We start from the raw sequence: 14807 nt of genomic DNA on the forward strand, positions 1-14807 counted from the left end.
AGGTCATCAATGGACCACAGGAAGGCGGAAGTCTGAGAATGATTCTCCGTGTTCACGCAACCACTCCTAAGATGAGCCAGCAAAGCTGGCGAGTTTACTCCGCTGGAGCCCCAGTCGATCAGACAAATGATGGCATATGCGTTCGTATGCAACGGCCACTCGGGCCGGACAAGGAAAGGTAGTGGGCTGAGCTACTGCGGAAGGTGGTACGCAGCACGCGGTACGCAAGCTGGTACGCAGGGAATCCGGGTAGTTAACAGAGCGCCTTAACAGACTGGTTAACAGCGAATCAGCCAGTTACCACGCAAGGTTTCCAAGGTGGTTACCACGGAAACCACATCTTCAGACGATACCTGGAGGCCTTCGAACTCCTGCTATCCGCTTGGTATCCAAGCCCGGTAGCCAAGCTTGGTATCCACGGAAACAGCTAGCGGCCGCCCTCGACAATCGAGTGCAAACGCCCCCAGCAGCCTGGGATATGTATCCCCTGATGTATCCCAAATACTTTTTGATAATAAAAAACCCAGTATAAGCAATTACTTAGATAGCACGTTCAAACAACCCCGGCCCACCAAAAACCAAGACTAAGCCCTCGAACTTCCTAGCGAATTTCGGGGGCTTTTTCTTTGCGCGTCAGAAAGTATCGTCTCACGTGCAGTCAATGACGCTTCCCGAAGGAAGCGCGCAATGTCCGCATGGCCTTGGTTTCGTAGAGACCTCCGAGCCTCAGGCTTCGGCCGTCGTAGCGGCCATGGACAACCAGCGCTCGGTGTCGGCGAGGGCACGCCCGAAGGTATCCAGGACAAGCTGGATCTCCGCTTTCGTGGAAACGAGGGGCGGACAGAAGGCGATCGAGTCCCCCATCGCCCGGGTAATCATGCCGTGCTCCTGGGCCCGGCCCGCCAGGTAGCGGCCCAGCGTGCCAACGCTGCCCATCGGCGCCTTGGTCGTACGGTCGGCCACCAATTCCACCGCGGAGATCAGGCCACGGCCACGCACCTCCCCCACCAGGGGGTGATCGGCGAAACGGGCCAATCCGGCCTGGAGCAGTTCCCCCATTTCGGCGGCATGTTCGACCAGGCGTTCTTCCTCGATGATCCTGATGTTCTCCAGCGCCACGGCGGTCGCAACCGGGTGGCCACTCCCCGTGAAGCCGTGCCCGAGGGTACCGAAGGCATGGCTCTGGTCGGCGATGCCCTGGAAGACCTCCTCGTTGATCAGGATGGCCGCGATGGGCTGGTAGGAAGACGACAACTGCTTGGAGACCACCATGACATCCGGCTCGATGCCGAACGTCTCGCTGCCGAACATCCGGCCGGTACGGCCGAAGCCGCAGATGACTTCGTCGGCGACCACCAGGATGTCGTACTTGCGGCACACGGCCTGGATCTTGTCCCAGTAGGTGCGCGGCGGCACGATCACGCCGCCGGCGCCCATCAGCGGCTCACCGTAGAACGCCGCGATGGTTTCCGGACCTTCGCGAAGGATGACGCTCTCCAGCTCGGCGGCCAGACGATCAGCGAACTGCTCCTCGGTTTCCCCGGGCTTGGCGTAACGGTAGTGGTGCGGGCAACCGACATGCAGGAAGCCCGGCAGCGGCACGTCGAAGCCGCGCTGGTTGGCGGGCAGCCCGGTGAGGCTGGCGCTGACGGTGGTGATGCCGTGATAGGCGTTGAGGCGGCTGATGAATTTCTTCTTGGCCGGCTTGCCGATGGCGTTGTTGCGGTACCAGATCATCTTCACGACGGTGTCGTTGGCTTCCGAGCCCGAGTTGGTGAAGAACACCTTGCTCATCGGCACAGGGGCGAGCTCGATCAGCTTGTCCGCCAGCTCGATGCTGGGCGCATGGGCCTTGTGGCTGAACAGGTGATAGAACGGCAGCTTGCGCAGCTGTTGCTCCGCCGCCTTGATCAGGCGCTCGTTGCTGAACCCCAGGGCCACGCTCCAGAGACCCGACATGGCCTCCAGGTAGCGCTTGCCCTGGTCGTCGAAGACGTAGACGCCCTCGCCGCGCTCGATGATCAGTGGCCCGATCTCCTGGTGCAGCCGGGCGTCGGTGTAGGGGTGAAGTTGATGCAGGATGTCCTGCTCGACGAGCGAAGGTTTCGACGGGTTCATGACTCGGGACTCCGGGGGACGGGACTCAGGCAAGCCCGCCAAGGCTCCGGAGGACGGTCTCCGGGCCCTGGTCGGGTCATTCATCGCAGGTGGGGCGGCTCTTGTTTCAGAGCTTGATCCAGGTGGCTTTCAGCTCGGTGTACTTGTCGAAGGCATGCAGGGACTTGTCGCGGCCGTTGCCGGACTGCTTGAAGCCACCGAAGGGCGCGGTCATGTCGCCACCGTCGTACTGGTTGATCCACACGCTGCCGGCGCGCAGGGCCTTGCCGACCAGGTGGGCGCGGGACAGGTTGTTGGTCCACACCGCCGCGGCCAGGCCGTAGATGGTGTCGTTGGCGATGGCGACGGCTTCTTCCTCGCTGTCGAAGGCGATCACCGAGAGCACCGGGCCGAAGATTTCTTCCTTGGCGATGCGCATGGCGTTGTCCACGCCGTCGAAGATGGTCGGCTCGACGTAGGTGCCGCCGGTCTCTTCCAGCACGCGCTTGCCGCCGGCCACCAGCTTGGCGCCGTCGTCATGGCCGGCCTGGATGTAGGACAGCACGTTGTTCATCTGGGTGGTGTCCACCAGGGCGCCGACGTTGGTCGCCGGGTCCAGCGGGTTGCCCGGCTTCCAGGCCTTGATCGCCTCGACCACCATGGGCACGAACTGGTCCTTGATGGAACGCTCCACCAAGAGGCGCGAGCCGGCGGTGCAGACTTCGCCCTGGTTGAAGGCGATGGCGCCAGCGGCGGCTTCGGCGGCGGCCTGCAGGTCAGGGGCGTCGGCGAAGACGATGTTCGGGCTCTTGCCGCCGGCTTCCAGCCAGACGCGCTTCATGTTGGATTCGCCGGCGTAGATCATCAGTTGCTTGGCGATCCTGGTGGAGCCGGTGAACACCAGGGTGTCGACGTCCATGTGCAGGGCCAGGGCCTTGCCCACGGTGTGGCCGAAGCCCGGCAGCACGTTGAGCACGCCAGCCGGGATACCGGCCTCGATGGCCAGCTGGGCCAGGCGAATGGCGGTCAGCGGCGACTTCTCGGACGGCTTGAGCACCACCGAGTTACCGGTGGACAGGGCCGGGCCGAGCTTCCAGCAGGTCATCAGCAGGGGGAAGTTCCACGGCACGATGGCAGCGACCACGCCCACCGGCTCGCGGGTCACCAGACCCAGCTCGTTGTGCGGGGTGGCGGCGACTTCGTCGTAGATCTTGTCGATGGCTTCGCCGCTCCAGCGGATGGCACTGGAGGCGGCCGGCACGTCGACGCTCAGCGAGTCGCTGATCGGCTTGCCCATGTCCAGGGTTTCCAGCAGCGCCAGCTCTTCGGCGTGGGCGTCGATCAGGTCGGCAAAGCGGATCATCACGGCCTTGCGCTTGACCGGCGCCAGGCGCGACCAGACACCGGACTCGAACACGGCACGGGCATCCCTCACCGCCAGCTCGGCATCGGCCAGGTCACAGCTGGCGACCTGGCCCAGCAGACGGCCGTCGACCGGGCTGATGCAGTCGAAGGTCTCGCCGGAGACGGCACCGGTGTACTCGCCATGGATGAAGGCGCGGGTTTCGATCTGCACGGTCTTGGCGCGTTGTTCCCAGTCAGCACGGGTCAGGGTGGTCATGGAGCTCTCCTTTTTGTAGTGATACGGCATCGCAGGCTGTTCCCGAGTCGCGGCGACCCGAGAATTACCGAGGCAGGCCTCAGATGTGGTTGAGGAAGTCGCGGAGCAACTCCCTGCAATTGGCGCGGTTATCCGGCTCGCGGGCCTCGATTTCCATGCGCATGCGCTCCGGCAGGTCCCCCGCCGAGGCGAGGAACTTCCGCCCCTCCTCCGTTTCGCGCCAGTAGGCAGTCCAGGTATCGAACATCCGCGCATCGATTTCGGGATGGAACTGCACGCCCATCGAGCGCCCCATGCGGTACGCCTGTGCCGCGAGCTCGGTCTTGCCCAGCAGCGTGGCCCCGGGTGGCGGCGTGAAGGCATCGAAATGGAAGTTCAGCCACGGCCCCTTGTGGGCCCAACCATCGGGGGTCTCCAGCGGCGTCCAGCCGATTTCCGGTGCCGAATTCCGATAGACCTGGCCACCCAGCGAACGAGCCAGCAGCTGGCTGCCGAAGCAGATCCCCAGTGTCGGCACGCCCCGCGCCTGCACCGCCTGGAGCCATGCCAGTTCGGGGGCGAGCCAGGGTAGCCGGTGGTCGTAGGCGGACTCGGGGCTGCCCATCACCACGGCCAGCTCCAGGCCCTCCGGATCCGGCAGCCCAGCTGAAACCGGGGTGACCTCCAGGGGGATACCGAGCTCGGCGAACAGGTCCGGGAGGCTACCGGCCACGTCGGTATCGGAATGGATGATGGCTACGGCACGGGCGGGTTTCATGGGTGATCCTTGGCAAGAACAAAACTTATGAAACCATATCTTAAAGATATTTTTCTGCCAATCCCCCTGTAAAACCCCCTGCTGTGCCACGCCCACGGACCTTCCAGAGCACCCGCATCTGCCCTTCTTTCAACGACTTCGGGCAGGAGCAGGCAAAAATCCTATTGAAAGATATAAAACCATATTTTAAATTGAAGACATCCACCCCCAATGGAAGGCCGCCAAAGGCCTTTCCGGGAGAAACAAACGGCGTAGCGCAAAGCCTGGGGACGACCCGAGAGAGTCCACCCCAGAAGCCTTTAACAAGATCGGAGGTGTCCCAATGTCATCCAGTGCCCCAACCACGCTCGAGGCCGCGCCATATCTTGATGTGGCCGATCCGTCCTTCTCCATGCGCTCCGAGGCGGTTGCCCAGGCGCGCGAGCAGAGCTGGTTCGCCCGCACGCCTTACGGCATCGCGGTACTGCGCTACGACGAGGTGAACGCCCTGATCCGCGACCAGCGCCTGCGCCAGGGCAGCTATGCCTGGCCCGCCCACAACAAGGCGACCGGGAGCTTCGCGGACTGGTGGGTGCGCATGCTGCTGAGCCGTGAAGGGGCCGATCACTCCCGCCTGCGTCGCCTGGCCAACCCGGCCTTCTCGCCCAAGCTGGTGCGCAAGATGACCCCCGAATTCCAGGAAATGGCCAACGAGATCATCGACGGCTTCATCGATGCCGGCCATTGCGAGTTCGTCTCCGAGTTCTCCGAGCCCTATGCCACCCAGGTCATCTGCTCGTTGCTGGGGCTGCCCCGCAGCGAATGGCGCGGCCTGGCCGAGTTGGCGGTGGACATGGGCCTGGCCCTGGGCGTGACCTTCAAGCAGGACGAAGCACAGATCAACGCCGCCACCGACAAGATGTACGGCTACGCGAAGACCGCAGTGGAAACCCTGAAGCAGAACGGCCTGAGCGAGGACTTCCTGAGCATGCTGGTCAGGGCCAACGAGGAGGACAAGGCAGCCCTGAGCGACCAGGAGCTGTACGACATGATCATCCTCGCCATCTTCGGCGGCATCGATACCACGCGGAACCAGATCGCCCTGGCCATGGACACCTTCGTCCAGCACCCCGACCAGTGGAAGCTGCTGGGCGAGCAGCCCGACCTCGCGCGGGCCGCCGTAGAGGAAGTGATGCGCGTGCGCCCCACCGTCACCTGGGTCACTCGTGAGGCACTGGAGGACTTCAACTACCAGGGCCTGGACATCAAGAAGGGCACCACCGTCCACCTCTTCAGCCAGGCCGCCGGCACCGACCCGAAAGCCTTCGAGAACCCCGGTTTCGACATCACCGCCAAGCGCCAGCCGCACTTCGGCTTCGGCGCCGGTGCCCACCACTGCATCGGCCACTTCATCGCCCGTGGCGACATGACCGAGGCGCTGAGCCTGCTCGCGCAACGCCTGCACAATCCGGCCTACGACGGCGACGTGAAATGGCTGCCCGACAGCGGCAACACCGGCGCCATCAGCATGCCGATGAAATTCGACCGAGGCGCCTGACCATGGCCAGCCCAACTGTGGCGATAGTCGGCACCGGCCCCTCGGGGTGCTACGTGGCCCAGGCGCTTCGCAAGGAGTGGCCCGAAGCCGAGATCGTGATGCTCGACCGACTGCCCGTACCCTACGGACTCGTGCGCTACGGCGTGGCGCCCGACCACCCCGGCACCAAGGCGGTCACCCGGCAGTTCGAGCGCCTGTTCGAGCGGGAAGGAATCCGCTTCGTCGGCAACCTGGAGATCGGCAAGGACCTGTCGCTGGACGAGCTTCGCCGCGCCTGCGACATCGTCGTGCTCGCCACCGGCCTGTACGGCGACCGCCCGCTGGGCATCCCGGGCGACGACCTGGAGCGGGTCTACGGCGCGGGCCGCATGACCCGCCTGTTCAACGACCATCCCGATGAAGTGGATTTCGTGCCGCGACTGGGCAGGCGCACGGTGATTGTCGGCAACGGCAACGTCGCCATCGACCTGCTGCGACTGCTCGCCAAGTCCCATGACGAGTTCGAGGGTTCCGACCTCTCGGACGAGTCCCTCACCCACCTGCTTTCGGCGCCGCTCGACTCCATCGACATCGTCGGCCGCTCGCCGGCGGCGCTGGCCAAGTTCGACACCGTGATGGTCAAGGAGCTGGCCAAGCTGGCCAACGTACGCTTCGAAATCGGCGCCGGCTCCGCACTGGCCCAGGCCGCCAATCCGCAGGAGCAGGCGAAGGTCGAGGCGATCCTGGCCCTGCGTGAAGTCGGTGGCCCGCCGACGCCGGGACAGACCCAGGTGACCTTCCACTTCGGCTGGGTTCCCGAGGCCATCCACGGCGAGCAGCGGGTCGAAGGAATCTCTTTCGTCGGCGCCGCTGACGCCCGGCAACGCATCCGCCTGGATGCCGATAGCGTGATCACCGCCATCGGCTTCCAGGAGCACGCCGACTCCATACTCAGCCGCGGCGCGCTGTCCGGCGCGGCCACCGACATCGACTCAGGCGTCCTGGCCAGCGGCCTCTACTGCGCAGGCTGGTTCAGGCGCGGGCCGAGCGGAACCATCCCGGAGAACCGGGCCGATTCCAAGCGCGTCGCCGACACCATCGTCCAGGCCGTCGCCGAGGGAGCGCTGGCACTCGGCAAGCCGGGCTTCAGCGCCTTCGCCGATACCGTCAAGACGCGCCTGGTCAGCTACCAGGGCTGGAAACGCATCGACGAGGCCGAACTGCGCAGCGCCCCCGATGGGCGAGTGCGCCGCAAGGTAAGAAACAGATCCGACATGCTGAGCATCGCTCACGAGAACTTCCCGGGAGTCCAACAATGAACATTCAAGTCCTCTTCGGCACCGAAACCGGCAACGCGGAAATGGTCGCCGACGACATCGTCGACGCCCTGGCCCACGAGGTGGAGATATCCGCCACGGACATGTCGAAGTTCCAGGTGGCGGGGCTGAACGCCGAAACCTTCTACATCGTCGTCTGCTCCACCTACGGCGATGGCGAACTGCCGAACTCCGCCCAGCCCTTCTTCGCGGCGCTGGAGAGCGAGAAGCCGGACCTCGCGGGGCTGCGCTTCGCAGTGTTCGGGCTGGGCGACAGCTTCTACGCGACCTTCAACCGCGGCAGCGAGATCATCGCCGAACGCCTGGTCGCCCTGGGTGGCCGGCAGGTGGGTGAGCGCGGCGCGCACGATGCCTCCAGCGGCGAACTGCCCGGCGATATCGCGATGCAGTGGGCCAAGGAAATCCTCGCGGCAATCTGAACGAACCGGACCGCCCGACGCCACCAATCCGGCGCGTAGGGCGGCGTCCCGTTGTAGGATGCAGGACCGCCCAACAACTTCCGCGCAACAACGCCGGTGCCGGGTGCATGATGAGCACGCCCCGGCCCGTGCTGAAGGTGAACCATGACTTCCAAGACACTCAACATCTGCATCCTCGAGAATGGGCAGACGCCGGACGACCTGGTCGGCGAATTCGGTTCGTACCCCTCGATGATCGAACGCTGGATCGCCCCCTTCCTGCCGGACGCCACGTTCACCTACATCTCGCCGGTCGCGGGCGAAACCCTCCCCGAGTCCGACGCGTTCGACGGCTACATCCTCTCCGGCTCCAAGTACAGCGCCTATGAACGCGCCCCCTGGATGCTGGCGCTCATCGAGTTCCTGCAGGCGCTCAAGGCACGGTCCATCCCGGTCTTCGGCATCTGCTTCGGCCACCAGATCATGGCCGACGCCTACGGCGGCCAGACCACCAAGGCCAAGAACGGCTGGGGCGTCGGCGCCCAGCACTACGAATACCTGGAGAACGCCGGCCCGTCGGCCGCGGCCGCCTACATCTTCCACCAGGACCAGGTGACCACCCTGCCTCCCGGCGCGACCTGCATCGGCGGTTCCTTCCACTGCCTTAATGGTGTGATTTCATATGATTTTCCGGCCCTCTCGGTGCAGTACCACCCCGAGTTCACGGCCGCGTACATCCACGCCCTGGCGACCAAGTTCCGCGGTTCGCTACTGCCGGAAACGGTCTCCCAGGGTGCGCTGGACAGCATCGAGAGCCTTGAAGTCGACAACCGGCAGATAGCCGACTGGGCTGCGTCGTTCTTCCGCGAACACGCCAAACCCTGATTCCACGGGGCTTTGCCACGTCGTGCCGGCCATTTCGGTGGGCACGACCGCCGCCATTCCAGCTTCATCTTCCCCTCGCTGAGCCACTGAGCACGGCGGACGCATTCCCGCGTTTCCGCTGATTTCCGCTCGCCTCCGAAACACGAATTCCTCCCCATCGATTTCGTAAAAAAACCTGTTGAAAGATATAAAACCATATTTTAAATTTAAATCGTTCCTGCCAGGCATCGACAGAGGCCACCAGAGCAGGAGTAACAAGAATCAAGCAGCCGCCGAGCCTTGCGAACGCTGCGCCAGAGGAGAACGCCAATGACAGCGCTAGACCTTCACCGGGAACACAACACCAGTTCCAGCTCAGCCCAGGAGCTCGCGGCCCGAATCCGCGAAAGCGGCGTCGAGTACCTCTACTACCAGGTGGTCACCCTTTCCGGTCGCGTGATCGCCAAGGTGGTCCCGGCCAAGCACCTGCTGCGCAATCTCGAGAAGGGCGTGCAGTTCCACCGCACCGCGATCTCCGACCTGCAGACCTCCCGCTCCGGCGAGCTGCTCGGCGGTGGCGCACAAGCCGCCGAATTCACCGCCCTGCCGGATATCGGCAGCTTCCAGGTACTGCCCTGGGACCGCTCCATCGGCGCCTTCTTCTGCCGCCTGTACGAACCCGATCACCGCCTCGAGAACGGCGGCGCGCCCCTGGCCACCGACGCGCGCGGCCACCTGATCCGCTCCCACGAAGCCTTCATCAAGGAAACCGGCCTGCGCCTGAAGTCCGGTTGCGAACCGGAGATGACCTGGTTCGGCGAGAAACTCGAAGTGCAGGTACGCCCGGGCGCGAGCCCCGCCTATCACCTGGGCAACCTCGAACTCATGCGGCCGATCTACAAGCGCGTCATGGAATACGCCGGCGCCATGGGCCTGGACATGATCGAAGGCGACTACGAGGACCCGGGCCAGCTCGAGCTGAACTGGATGTTCGACTCCTGCGAACTCACCGCCGACCGCCTGATGACCTACCGCCTGATCTGCCGCCAGGTGGCGCGCGAATTCGGCGTGACCGCCAGCTTCATGCCGAAACCGAGCACCGGCAGCATGGGCAACGGCTGCCACCACAACGTCAGCCTGTGGAAAGGCGACCAGAACGTCCTGGCCGAGCCGGGCCGTCGCGAGCTGCACCTGACCGAAACCGGCCTGCACGCCCTCGGCGGCATGCTCTCCCACGCTCCGGGCTCGATGATGGTCATGGCCTCGACCGTGAACTCCTACAAGCGCTTCTGGGACACCGGCCAGTTCGCCCCCACCCGCATCAACTGGGGCATGGACAACAAGACCTGCACCGTGCGCCTGTCCGCCAACGGCCGCCTGGAATACAAGCTCCCCGACGCCAGCGTGAACCCCTACCTGTCCCACACCCTGTTGCTGGCGGCCATGCTCGACGGCCTGCGCAACCGGATCGAGCCGGGCCCGTCCGAAAGCAAGGACAGCTACGTCGAAGGTGGCAACGTGGCGTGGCGCCTGCCGCTGACCCTGGGTGAAGCCGTCCAGGCATTCGATCAGGACGAGGTGGTACGCAACGCCGTGCCCGCCGAGATGAGCAAGCTCTACCGCGACCTGAAGGCGGACGAGTGGGCGCGCTCCTGCGGCGTGGTCACCGACTGGGAACGCAAGATGTACCTGGACTACCTGCCATGAATGCCATCAGCAAAGGCACCCTGCGCGAACTGCGGATCATCTGCTGCGACCTGCCGGCACCGCCGCTGTTCTGGAAGGACGACAAGGGCTATCGGCATGGCTACGAGTCGGATCTCGGTCGCCTGCTGGCGGAGACCCTGGGCCTCCCCAGTTCGTTCGCCTACCAGAACTGGGCCGACTTCTACCCGGCCCTGCAGGCCGGCGAGGGCGAGTTCGTGCTGTGCGGCCAGGGCATTTCCGACTACCGCAAGACACTCGCCGACTTCACCGAGCCCTATGCGGTGTTCGACGAGGCGGTGATGGTATTGCGCGGCAGCAGCGCCCGCCGCCCGGCCGACCTGGTCGGCAAGAAGGTCGGGGCCATCGCCAACAGCCTGAACATGGCGCTGGCCGAGACCTTCACCGGCTGCATCTGCGTGCCTTTCGGCGGCGACAGTGACGATGTCCTGGGGGACATGGTCCAGGCCCTGCGCGACGGCAGCATCGACGCCTTCGTCGACGACGACGTGGCGCTGGTACCGCTCGCCGAGGAGGCCGACCTGGCCATCGGCTTCAGCGTGCCGACGCAGAACCGCTGGGGGATCGCGGTGAAGAAGGGCAATGGCCAGCTTCTCAGCCAGGTCGACCAGGCACTGGCGACCGTGAAGGCCAACGGGCAGCTGGAGCGGATCTGGCGCAAATGGATGCCGTCCCTGGCCTACCCGTTCGGAAACACCTGAGGCAGCCTCACCCTGCTCTCAGCTGGTCGGAGCCCGCCGTCACCCGGCGGGCTTCTTGAGGCCGCTCCCCGACCGGGGAGCGGCCTTTTTTGATGACAAGAACAATCAATACATCTGGAAAGAGGTTACAAGGGTGTGAGAGACGGAAACTCTGGTAAATTTCCACGCGCATCGAGTGCACACAGACGGAGGATGGGCAGGGGGGAATTGTCACCTGGCAGCAGGTGAAGGTACTTCAGGCCGGCAGAATGGGTATGAATGAAACCACGAGCGCACGTACAGCCTCTTTCATGCGGCTGCGCCAGGAAGGGCGAACCGAAGAGGTGGTGCGCCGCCTGATCGAAGTGATCGACCTCGGCCTGTTCGCCGAGGGTGAGCAACTGCCGAGCGAAAGCGAGCTGGCGATGCAGTTCGGCGTCGCCACCGTGACGCTGCGCGAAGCCCTCGCCTACCTGCGCGAGCGCGGGCTGATCGAAACCCGTCGGGGCCGCAACGGGGGCAGCTTCGTCTGCCCACCGGTGGAGATATCCGAGGAACTGCTCTTTTCCCGCCTGACGGAGATGAGCGCCCTGGAGCTGCGCGACCTCTGCGATGAGCACATCGCGATCTCCGGCACGGCGGCACGGCTGGCGGCCAAGCGCTCCGCCCGGGAACACCATGCGCGTCTCGAGCACTACATCAGGGCGCTGGGGGAAGCGACGACCCGGATGGAGAGACGCCGCGCGGATGCGCGTTTCCATATCGAGATCGCCGTGGCCGCGCAGTCCGTGCGGCTGACCCATGCGGAAATGAGCCTGCAGGCGGAAATCGGCGAGCTGCTGTGGATTCCGGTATCGGGTGCCCAGAGCCCCGAAGCGGTGCAGCAGGAACATCGCGCCATCGCCGACGCGATCGTTGCCGGTGACCCCAACCTGGCCGGCGCGCTGGCCGAGGCCCACGTCACCCGTGGCATTAAAAGGCTTATAGATCTGAGGCTAAATCTTTTAGCTCAAGAAGAAGAGTGAATGGCACACCCCTTGCTGCCTGCTTCTGGAGCAAGAAAGTTCAGGGATTGTGTGTGAAACCTACTCACACGAATTCAGACCCGACCACATGCAGCGAGACGGTAAGCCATGCCTGCAGAGATTCTTCGAGACGAACTCAACGAGTGCGCATCTCGCATCAATGCCTCGATCGGTAACGTATTCAACCAACTGACGGTGCTGGCCGACGAGGTTATCCACACCTGGAAGCGCCTTGGTGCGGAAGGCCGCAAACCGACGTCGAAGGACCTGGCCTGCCTCAAACCGAAGATCGATGCCCATCTGCTGGCCGAACGCACCCCCATGCACGGCACAGGCGTGGTGATCGAGCCGGGGGAACTGGCCGATCACGAGATGTACCTCGAATGGTGGCGCATGGGCGCATCCGGCAAGGTCATTCCCATGACCCTCAACTTCAATCGCCGCAGCGAAAGCTATTACAACTACCAGAGCATGCCCTGGTTCTCCCGTCCGAGGGAGACGGGCCGCAACATCGTCGTCGGTCCCTACGTCGACCTGTACGGCGCCGACATGTACATCCTGACGTTCTCGATGCCCATCTATGTGGACGGCCGTTTCGTGGGGATCGCCGGTGCCGACATCGCCCTGCATCGCTTCGAGCGCGTGCTGCTGTCCAGCCTGATGAAGATGGAGCACGAGGCGCTGATCGTGACCGAGGAAGGTCGCGTCGTCGCAGCCAACACCGCGAACTTCACCGTGGGCGAGATGGCCCACCATGCCTTCAATCGCACCGAGGTCGACTGTCGGATCATCGAACTGGGCGAAGCAGCGGCCCATTGGTCGCTGATTCAGCGCCCCTATCAGCGCAACATGATCGGCGCCGCCTAAGGCCACCGCTCCCCGCGGGAAAGGCGCCAAGCCGGCGCCTCCCCGCTCATCGCAATTCCCCCTCCCCTGACTCCCCCGCTCGCCGAGCGCCCCGGCCGGAACGGCTGCCCGGCTTTTGCCGCCGGAATGCAATACGCCCTTGCAAGCAAGGGCGTATTGGTGGGGGTATGAAAGGCCGGGGGCTAGACGGCGTTCACCGCCGCGCGCTGGAAGCCGCCGCCGGGAATGGCGTCCCCATGGGGGGCGTCGCTACGGCTGTGGGGGCGGGAGATGCCCATGTAGAGGAAACCGATGACCATGACCGCCGCAGCCGACAGCAGCACAATCCAGTTGTCATACCAGGCCGCATCCGGCGTGCGTGGCCAGCAGATGTTCACGACAGCCGCGACGCCGTAAACCAGGGCGCCGACGGTGACCGGCATACCGTAGCGGCCCAGTTGGTACTCGCCCGAGGGTTTCCAACCCTTGAGACGCGCACGCAGGGCGGCGAGCACCACCATCTGGAAGGCGATGTAGATGCCGACCGAGGAGAAGGAAATGATCTTCAGCAGGGCATCGGTGGATACCATCGAGCCCACGACGATGATCCCCGGAAGGATCGCCGACAGCAGCAGCGCGTAGGGCGGGACATGGCGTTCCTGCGAGAACCGCGACAACAGGCCGCTGCCGAACACCATCTTGTCCCGTGCATAGGCGTACACCAGGCGGCTGGCGGCGGCCTGCAGGCTCATGGCGCAGGACAGGAACGAGATCAGCACCACGCCGATGACGGCCCAGGCCCCGACCGGACCGAACGCGGAGGTCAGCACACCGGTAACCGGGTCACCGCCTTCACCCTTGATGACGGCATGGAAATCCACCACCGACAAGGTGAGGGCCAGGCAGACGAAGGTGGCGGCGGCGCCGCCGATGTAGATGGTGCGGCGCATGGATTTCGGGATACGCCGGCCGGGATTCGGCACTTCTTCGGCCACATCCCCGCACGCTTCGAAGCCGTAGTACTGGAAGACACCGATCAGGCTGGCGGCCAGGAACGCGCTCAGGTAGCTGCCGTCGCCTTCGGCGCCGAAACTGTCGAACAGGACGCTCAGATCATGATGGCGTTCGAAGATCAGCAGGTAGCCACCGACCACGAGGGCGCCGAGGATCTCCGCCACGAAACCGATGATCGCGGCCTGGGCCAGCACCCGGGTGCCCATCAGGTTGATCGCGGTGGCCAGTGCGAGCACCGCCAGGGCGCACAGCACGGTCGCCCCGGTGGTCGGCTCGAAGCCAACGATGGCCGCCGTGTAAGGCGCGGCGCCATAGGCGACGCCAGCGATGGTCGAGAACAACGCCATCACATAGACCCAGCCGGTCATCCAGGCCCACTTCCGGCCCCACAGGCGGCGCGCCCAGGGGTACACGCCACCGGCCAGCGGATACTGGGAAACGATTTCCCCGAAGACCAGGGCTACCAGCATCTGGCCGACACCGGCGATCAACAGCGCCCAGATCATCGGTGGCCCGCCCAATGCCAGCGAGGTGGCGAAGAGGGTGTAGATGCCCACAACCGGCGACAGGTACGTGAAGCCAAGCGCGAAGTTCGCCCACAGGCTCATGTCCCGGCGGAACTCGGACTTGTACCCCAGCGACGCCAATCGCTCCGCATCGGCGTCCAGGGGGGTGTTTACGTGATGATCGGACATCATGCTACCTCGTGTATTTTTTGTGTTTTCGGGCAGTGACGGGATGGATGGGCCTGTTCGGGTACCCAGGCCTTGGTGGTGCGCCGGCTTTGGTTGCGACACAGCCTAGAAATATCCCCAAAAACATATTAGGTCAAATGACATATCTTTGTATTTAAAGGCCATCATCATTCATAACAGCTATTAAAAAGACCAAAAAGCGCCGACACGGACGGATTTACGGAGAAATCCT

The 14807-nt window shown here is 64.2% G+C and carries 12 protein-coding genes; 8 read left to right on the plus strand and 4 right to left on the minus strand.

Annotated features, from left to right (window positions below; all coding sequences use genetic code 11):
• Positions 1-726 precede the first annotated feature (726 nt).
• The 3 genes from PCA10_RS24685 to PCA10_RS24695 form a co-directional block, all read right to left on the minus strand.
• Positions 727-2118 carry an aspartate aminotransferase family protein gene (locus PCA10_RS24685; protein ID WP_016494812.1) on the minus strand — a complete coding sequence of 464 codons (1392 nt, stop codon included), beginning with the start codon at positions 2116-2118 and terminating at the stop codon, positions 727-729.
• 106 nt (positions 2119-2224) lie between these two features.
• A complete protein-coding gene (locus tag PCA10_RS24690) occupies positions 2225-3718 on the minus strand; it encodes an aldehyde dehydrogenase (RefSeq protein WP_016494813.1) in 1494 nt (497 codons plus the stop codon).
• A 79-nt stretch (positions 3719-3797) separates the two neighbouring features.
• On the minus strand, positions 3798-4475 hold the full coding sequence (locus tag PCA10_RS24695; RefSeq protein ID WP_016494814.1) for a type 1 glutamine amidotransferase: 678 nt from the start codon (positions 4473-4475) through the stop codon (positions 3798-3800).
• 322 nt (positions 4476-4797) lie between these two features.
• Here PCA10_RS24695 and PCA10_RS24700 point away from each other — a divergent pair, with 322 nt between their 5' ends.
• The 8 genes from PCA10_RS24700 to PCA10_RS24735 all read left to right on the plus strand — a co-directional run bounded on the left by PCA10_RS24700 (position 4798) and on the right by PCA10_RS24735 (position 12887).
• The gene (locus PCA10_RS24700; RefSeq protein ID WP_016494815.1) at positions 4798-6012 is read left to right on the plus strand and encodes a cytochrome P450; all 1215 of its coding nucleotides are present in this window, start codon (positions 4798-4800) and stop codon (positions 6010-6012) included.
• A 2-nt stretch (positions 6013-6014) separates the two neighbouring features.
• Positions 6015-7310, plus strand: a complete 1296-nt coding sequence (locus tag PCA10_RS24705; RefSeq protein ID WP_016494816.1) for an FAD-dependent oxidoreductase — start codon at positions 6015-6017, stop codon at positions 7308-7310.
• On the plus strand, positions 7307-7747 hold the full coding sequence (locus PCA10_RS24710) for a flavodoxin domain-containing protein (protein WP_016494817.1): 441 nt from the start codon (positions 7307-7309) through the stop codon (positions 7745-7747). The genes PCA10_RS24705 and PCA10_RS24710 overlap by 4 nt, the downstream gene beginning before the upstream one ends.
• Positions 7748-7891: 144 nt before the next feature.
• Positions 7892-8611: a type 1 glutamine amidotransferase gene (locus PCA10_RS24715; protein ID WP_016494818.1), complete on the plus strand. Its 720-nt coding sequence runs from the start codon at positions 7892-7894 to the stop codon at positions 8609-8611.
• A gap of 309 nt (positions 8612-8920) precedes the next feature.
• Positions 8921-10297 (plus strand): glutamine synthetase family protein, encoded by a 1377-nt coding sequence (locus tag PCA10_RS24720; RefSeq protein ID WP_016494819.1) that lies wholly within the window; start codon positions 8921-8923, stop codon positions 10295-10297.
• Complete coding sequence (locus tag PCA10_RS24725) at positions 10294-11016, plus strand: substrate-binding periplasmic protein (RefSeq protein WP_016494820.1); 723 nt, start codon at positions 10294-10296, stop codon at positions 11014-11016. Before PCA10_RS24720 ends, PCA10_RS24725 begins: the two co-directional genes overlap by 4 nt.
• A gap of 254 nt (positions 11017-11270) precedes the next feature.
• The gene (locus tag PCA10_RS24730) at positions 11271-12020 is read left to right on the plus strand and encodes a FadR/GntR family transcriptional regulator (RefSeq protein ID WP_041770438.1); all 750 of its coding nucleotides are present in this window, start codon (positions 11271-11273) and stop codon (positions 12018-12020) included.
• A 108-nt stretch (positions 12021-12128) separates the two neighbouring features.
• Positions 12129-12887 (plus strand): cache domain-containing protein, encoded by a 759-nt coding sequence (locus PCA10_RS24735; protein WP_016494822.1) that lies wholly within the window; start codon positions 12129-12131, stop codon positions 12885-12887.
• Between the two features lie 182 nt (positions 12888-13069).
• Here PCA10_RS24735 and PCA10_RS24740 read toward each other — a convergent pair whose 3' ends face one another.
• Complete coding sequence (locus tag PCA10_RS24740; RefSeq protein ID WP_016494823.1) at positions 13070-14575, minus strand: APC family permease; 1506 nt, start codon at positions 14573-14575, stop codon at positions 13070-13072.
• Positions 14576-14807 lie beyond the last annotated feature (232 nt).

Origin of the sequence: Pseudomonas resinovorans NBRC 106553, assembly GCF_000412695.1 — a bacterium.
Lineage (GTDB): Bacteria > Pseudomonadota > Gammaproteobacteria > Pseudomonadales > Pseudomonadaceae > Metapseudomonas > Metapseudomonas resinovorans_A.

Bases quoted from the DNA above. Each gene is read 5' to 3' on its own strand.
- PCA10_RS24715 (WP_016494818.1), top strand. From the start codon at position 7,892: ATGACTTCCAAGACACTCAACATCTGCATCCTCGAGAATGGGCAGACG.
- PCA10_RS24695 (WP_016494814.1), bottom strand. From the start codon at position 4,475: ATGAAACCCGCCCGTGCCGTAGCCATCATCCATTCCGATACCGACGTG.
- PCA10_RS24705 (WP_016494816.1), top strand. From the start codon at position 6,015: ATGGCCAGCCCAACTGTGGCGATAGTCGGCACCGGCCCCTCGGGGTGC.
- PCA10_RS24700 (WP_016494815.1), top strand. From the start codon at position 4,798: ATGTCATCCAGTGCCCCAACCACGCTCGAGGCCGCGCCATATCTTGAT.
- PCA10_RS24740 (WP_016494823.1), bottom strand. From the start codon at position 14,575: ATGTCCGATCATCACGTAAACACCCCCCTGGACGCCGATGCGGAGCGA.
- PCA10_RS24710 (WP_016494817.1), top strand. From the start codon at position 7,307: ATGAACATTCAAGTCCTCTTCGGCACCGAAACCGGCAACGCGGAAATG.
- PCA10_RS24690 (WP_016494813.1), bottom strand. From the start codon at position 3,718: ATGACCACCCTGACCCGTGCTGACTGGGAACAACGCGCCAAGACCGTG.
- PCA10_RS24720 (WP_016494819.1), top strand. From the start codon at position 8,921: ATGACAGCGCTAGACCTTCACCGGGAACACAACACCAGTTCCAGCTCA.
- PCA10_RS24725 (WP_016494820.1), top strand. From the start codon at position 10,294: ATGAATGCCATCAGCAAAGGCACCCTGCGCGAACTGCGGATCATCTGC.
- PCA10_RS24735 (WP_016494822.1), top strand. From the start codon at position 12,129: ATGCCTGCAGAGATTCTTCGAGACGAACTCAACGAGTGCGCATCTCGC.
- PCA10_RS24685 (WP_016494812.1), bottom strand. From the start codon at position 2,118: ATGAACCCGTCGAAACCTTCGCTCGTCGAGCAGGACATCCTGCATCAA.
- PCA10_RS24730 (WP_041770438.1), top strand. From the start codon at position 11,271: ATGAATGAAACCACGAGCGCACGTACAGCCTCTTTCATGCGGCTGCGC.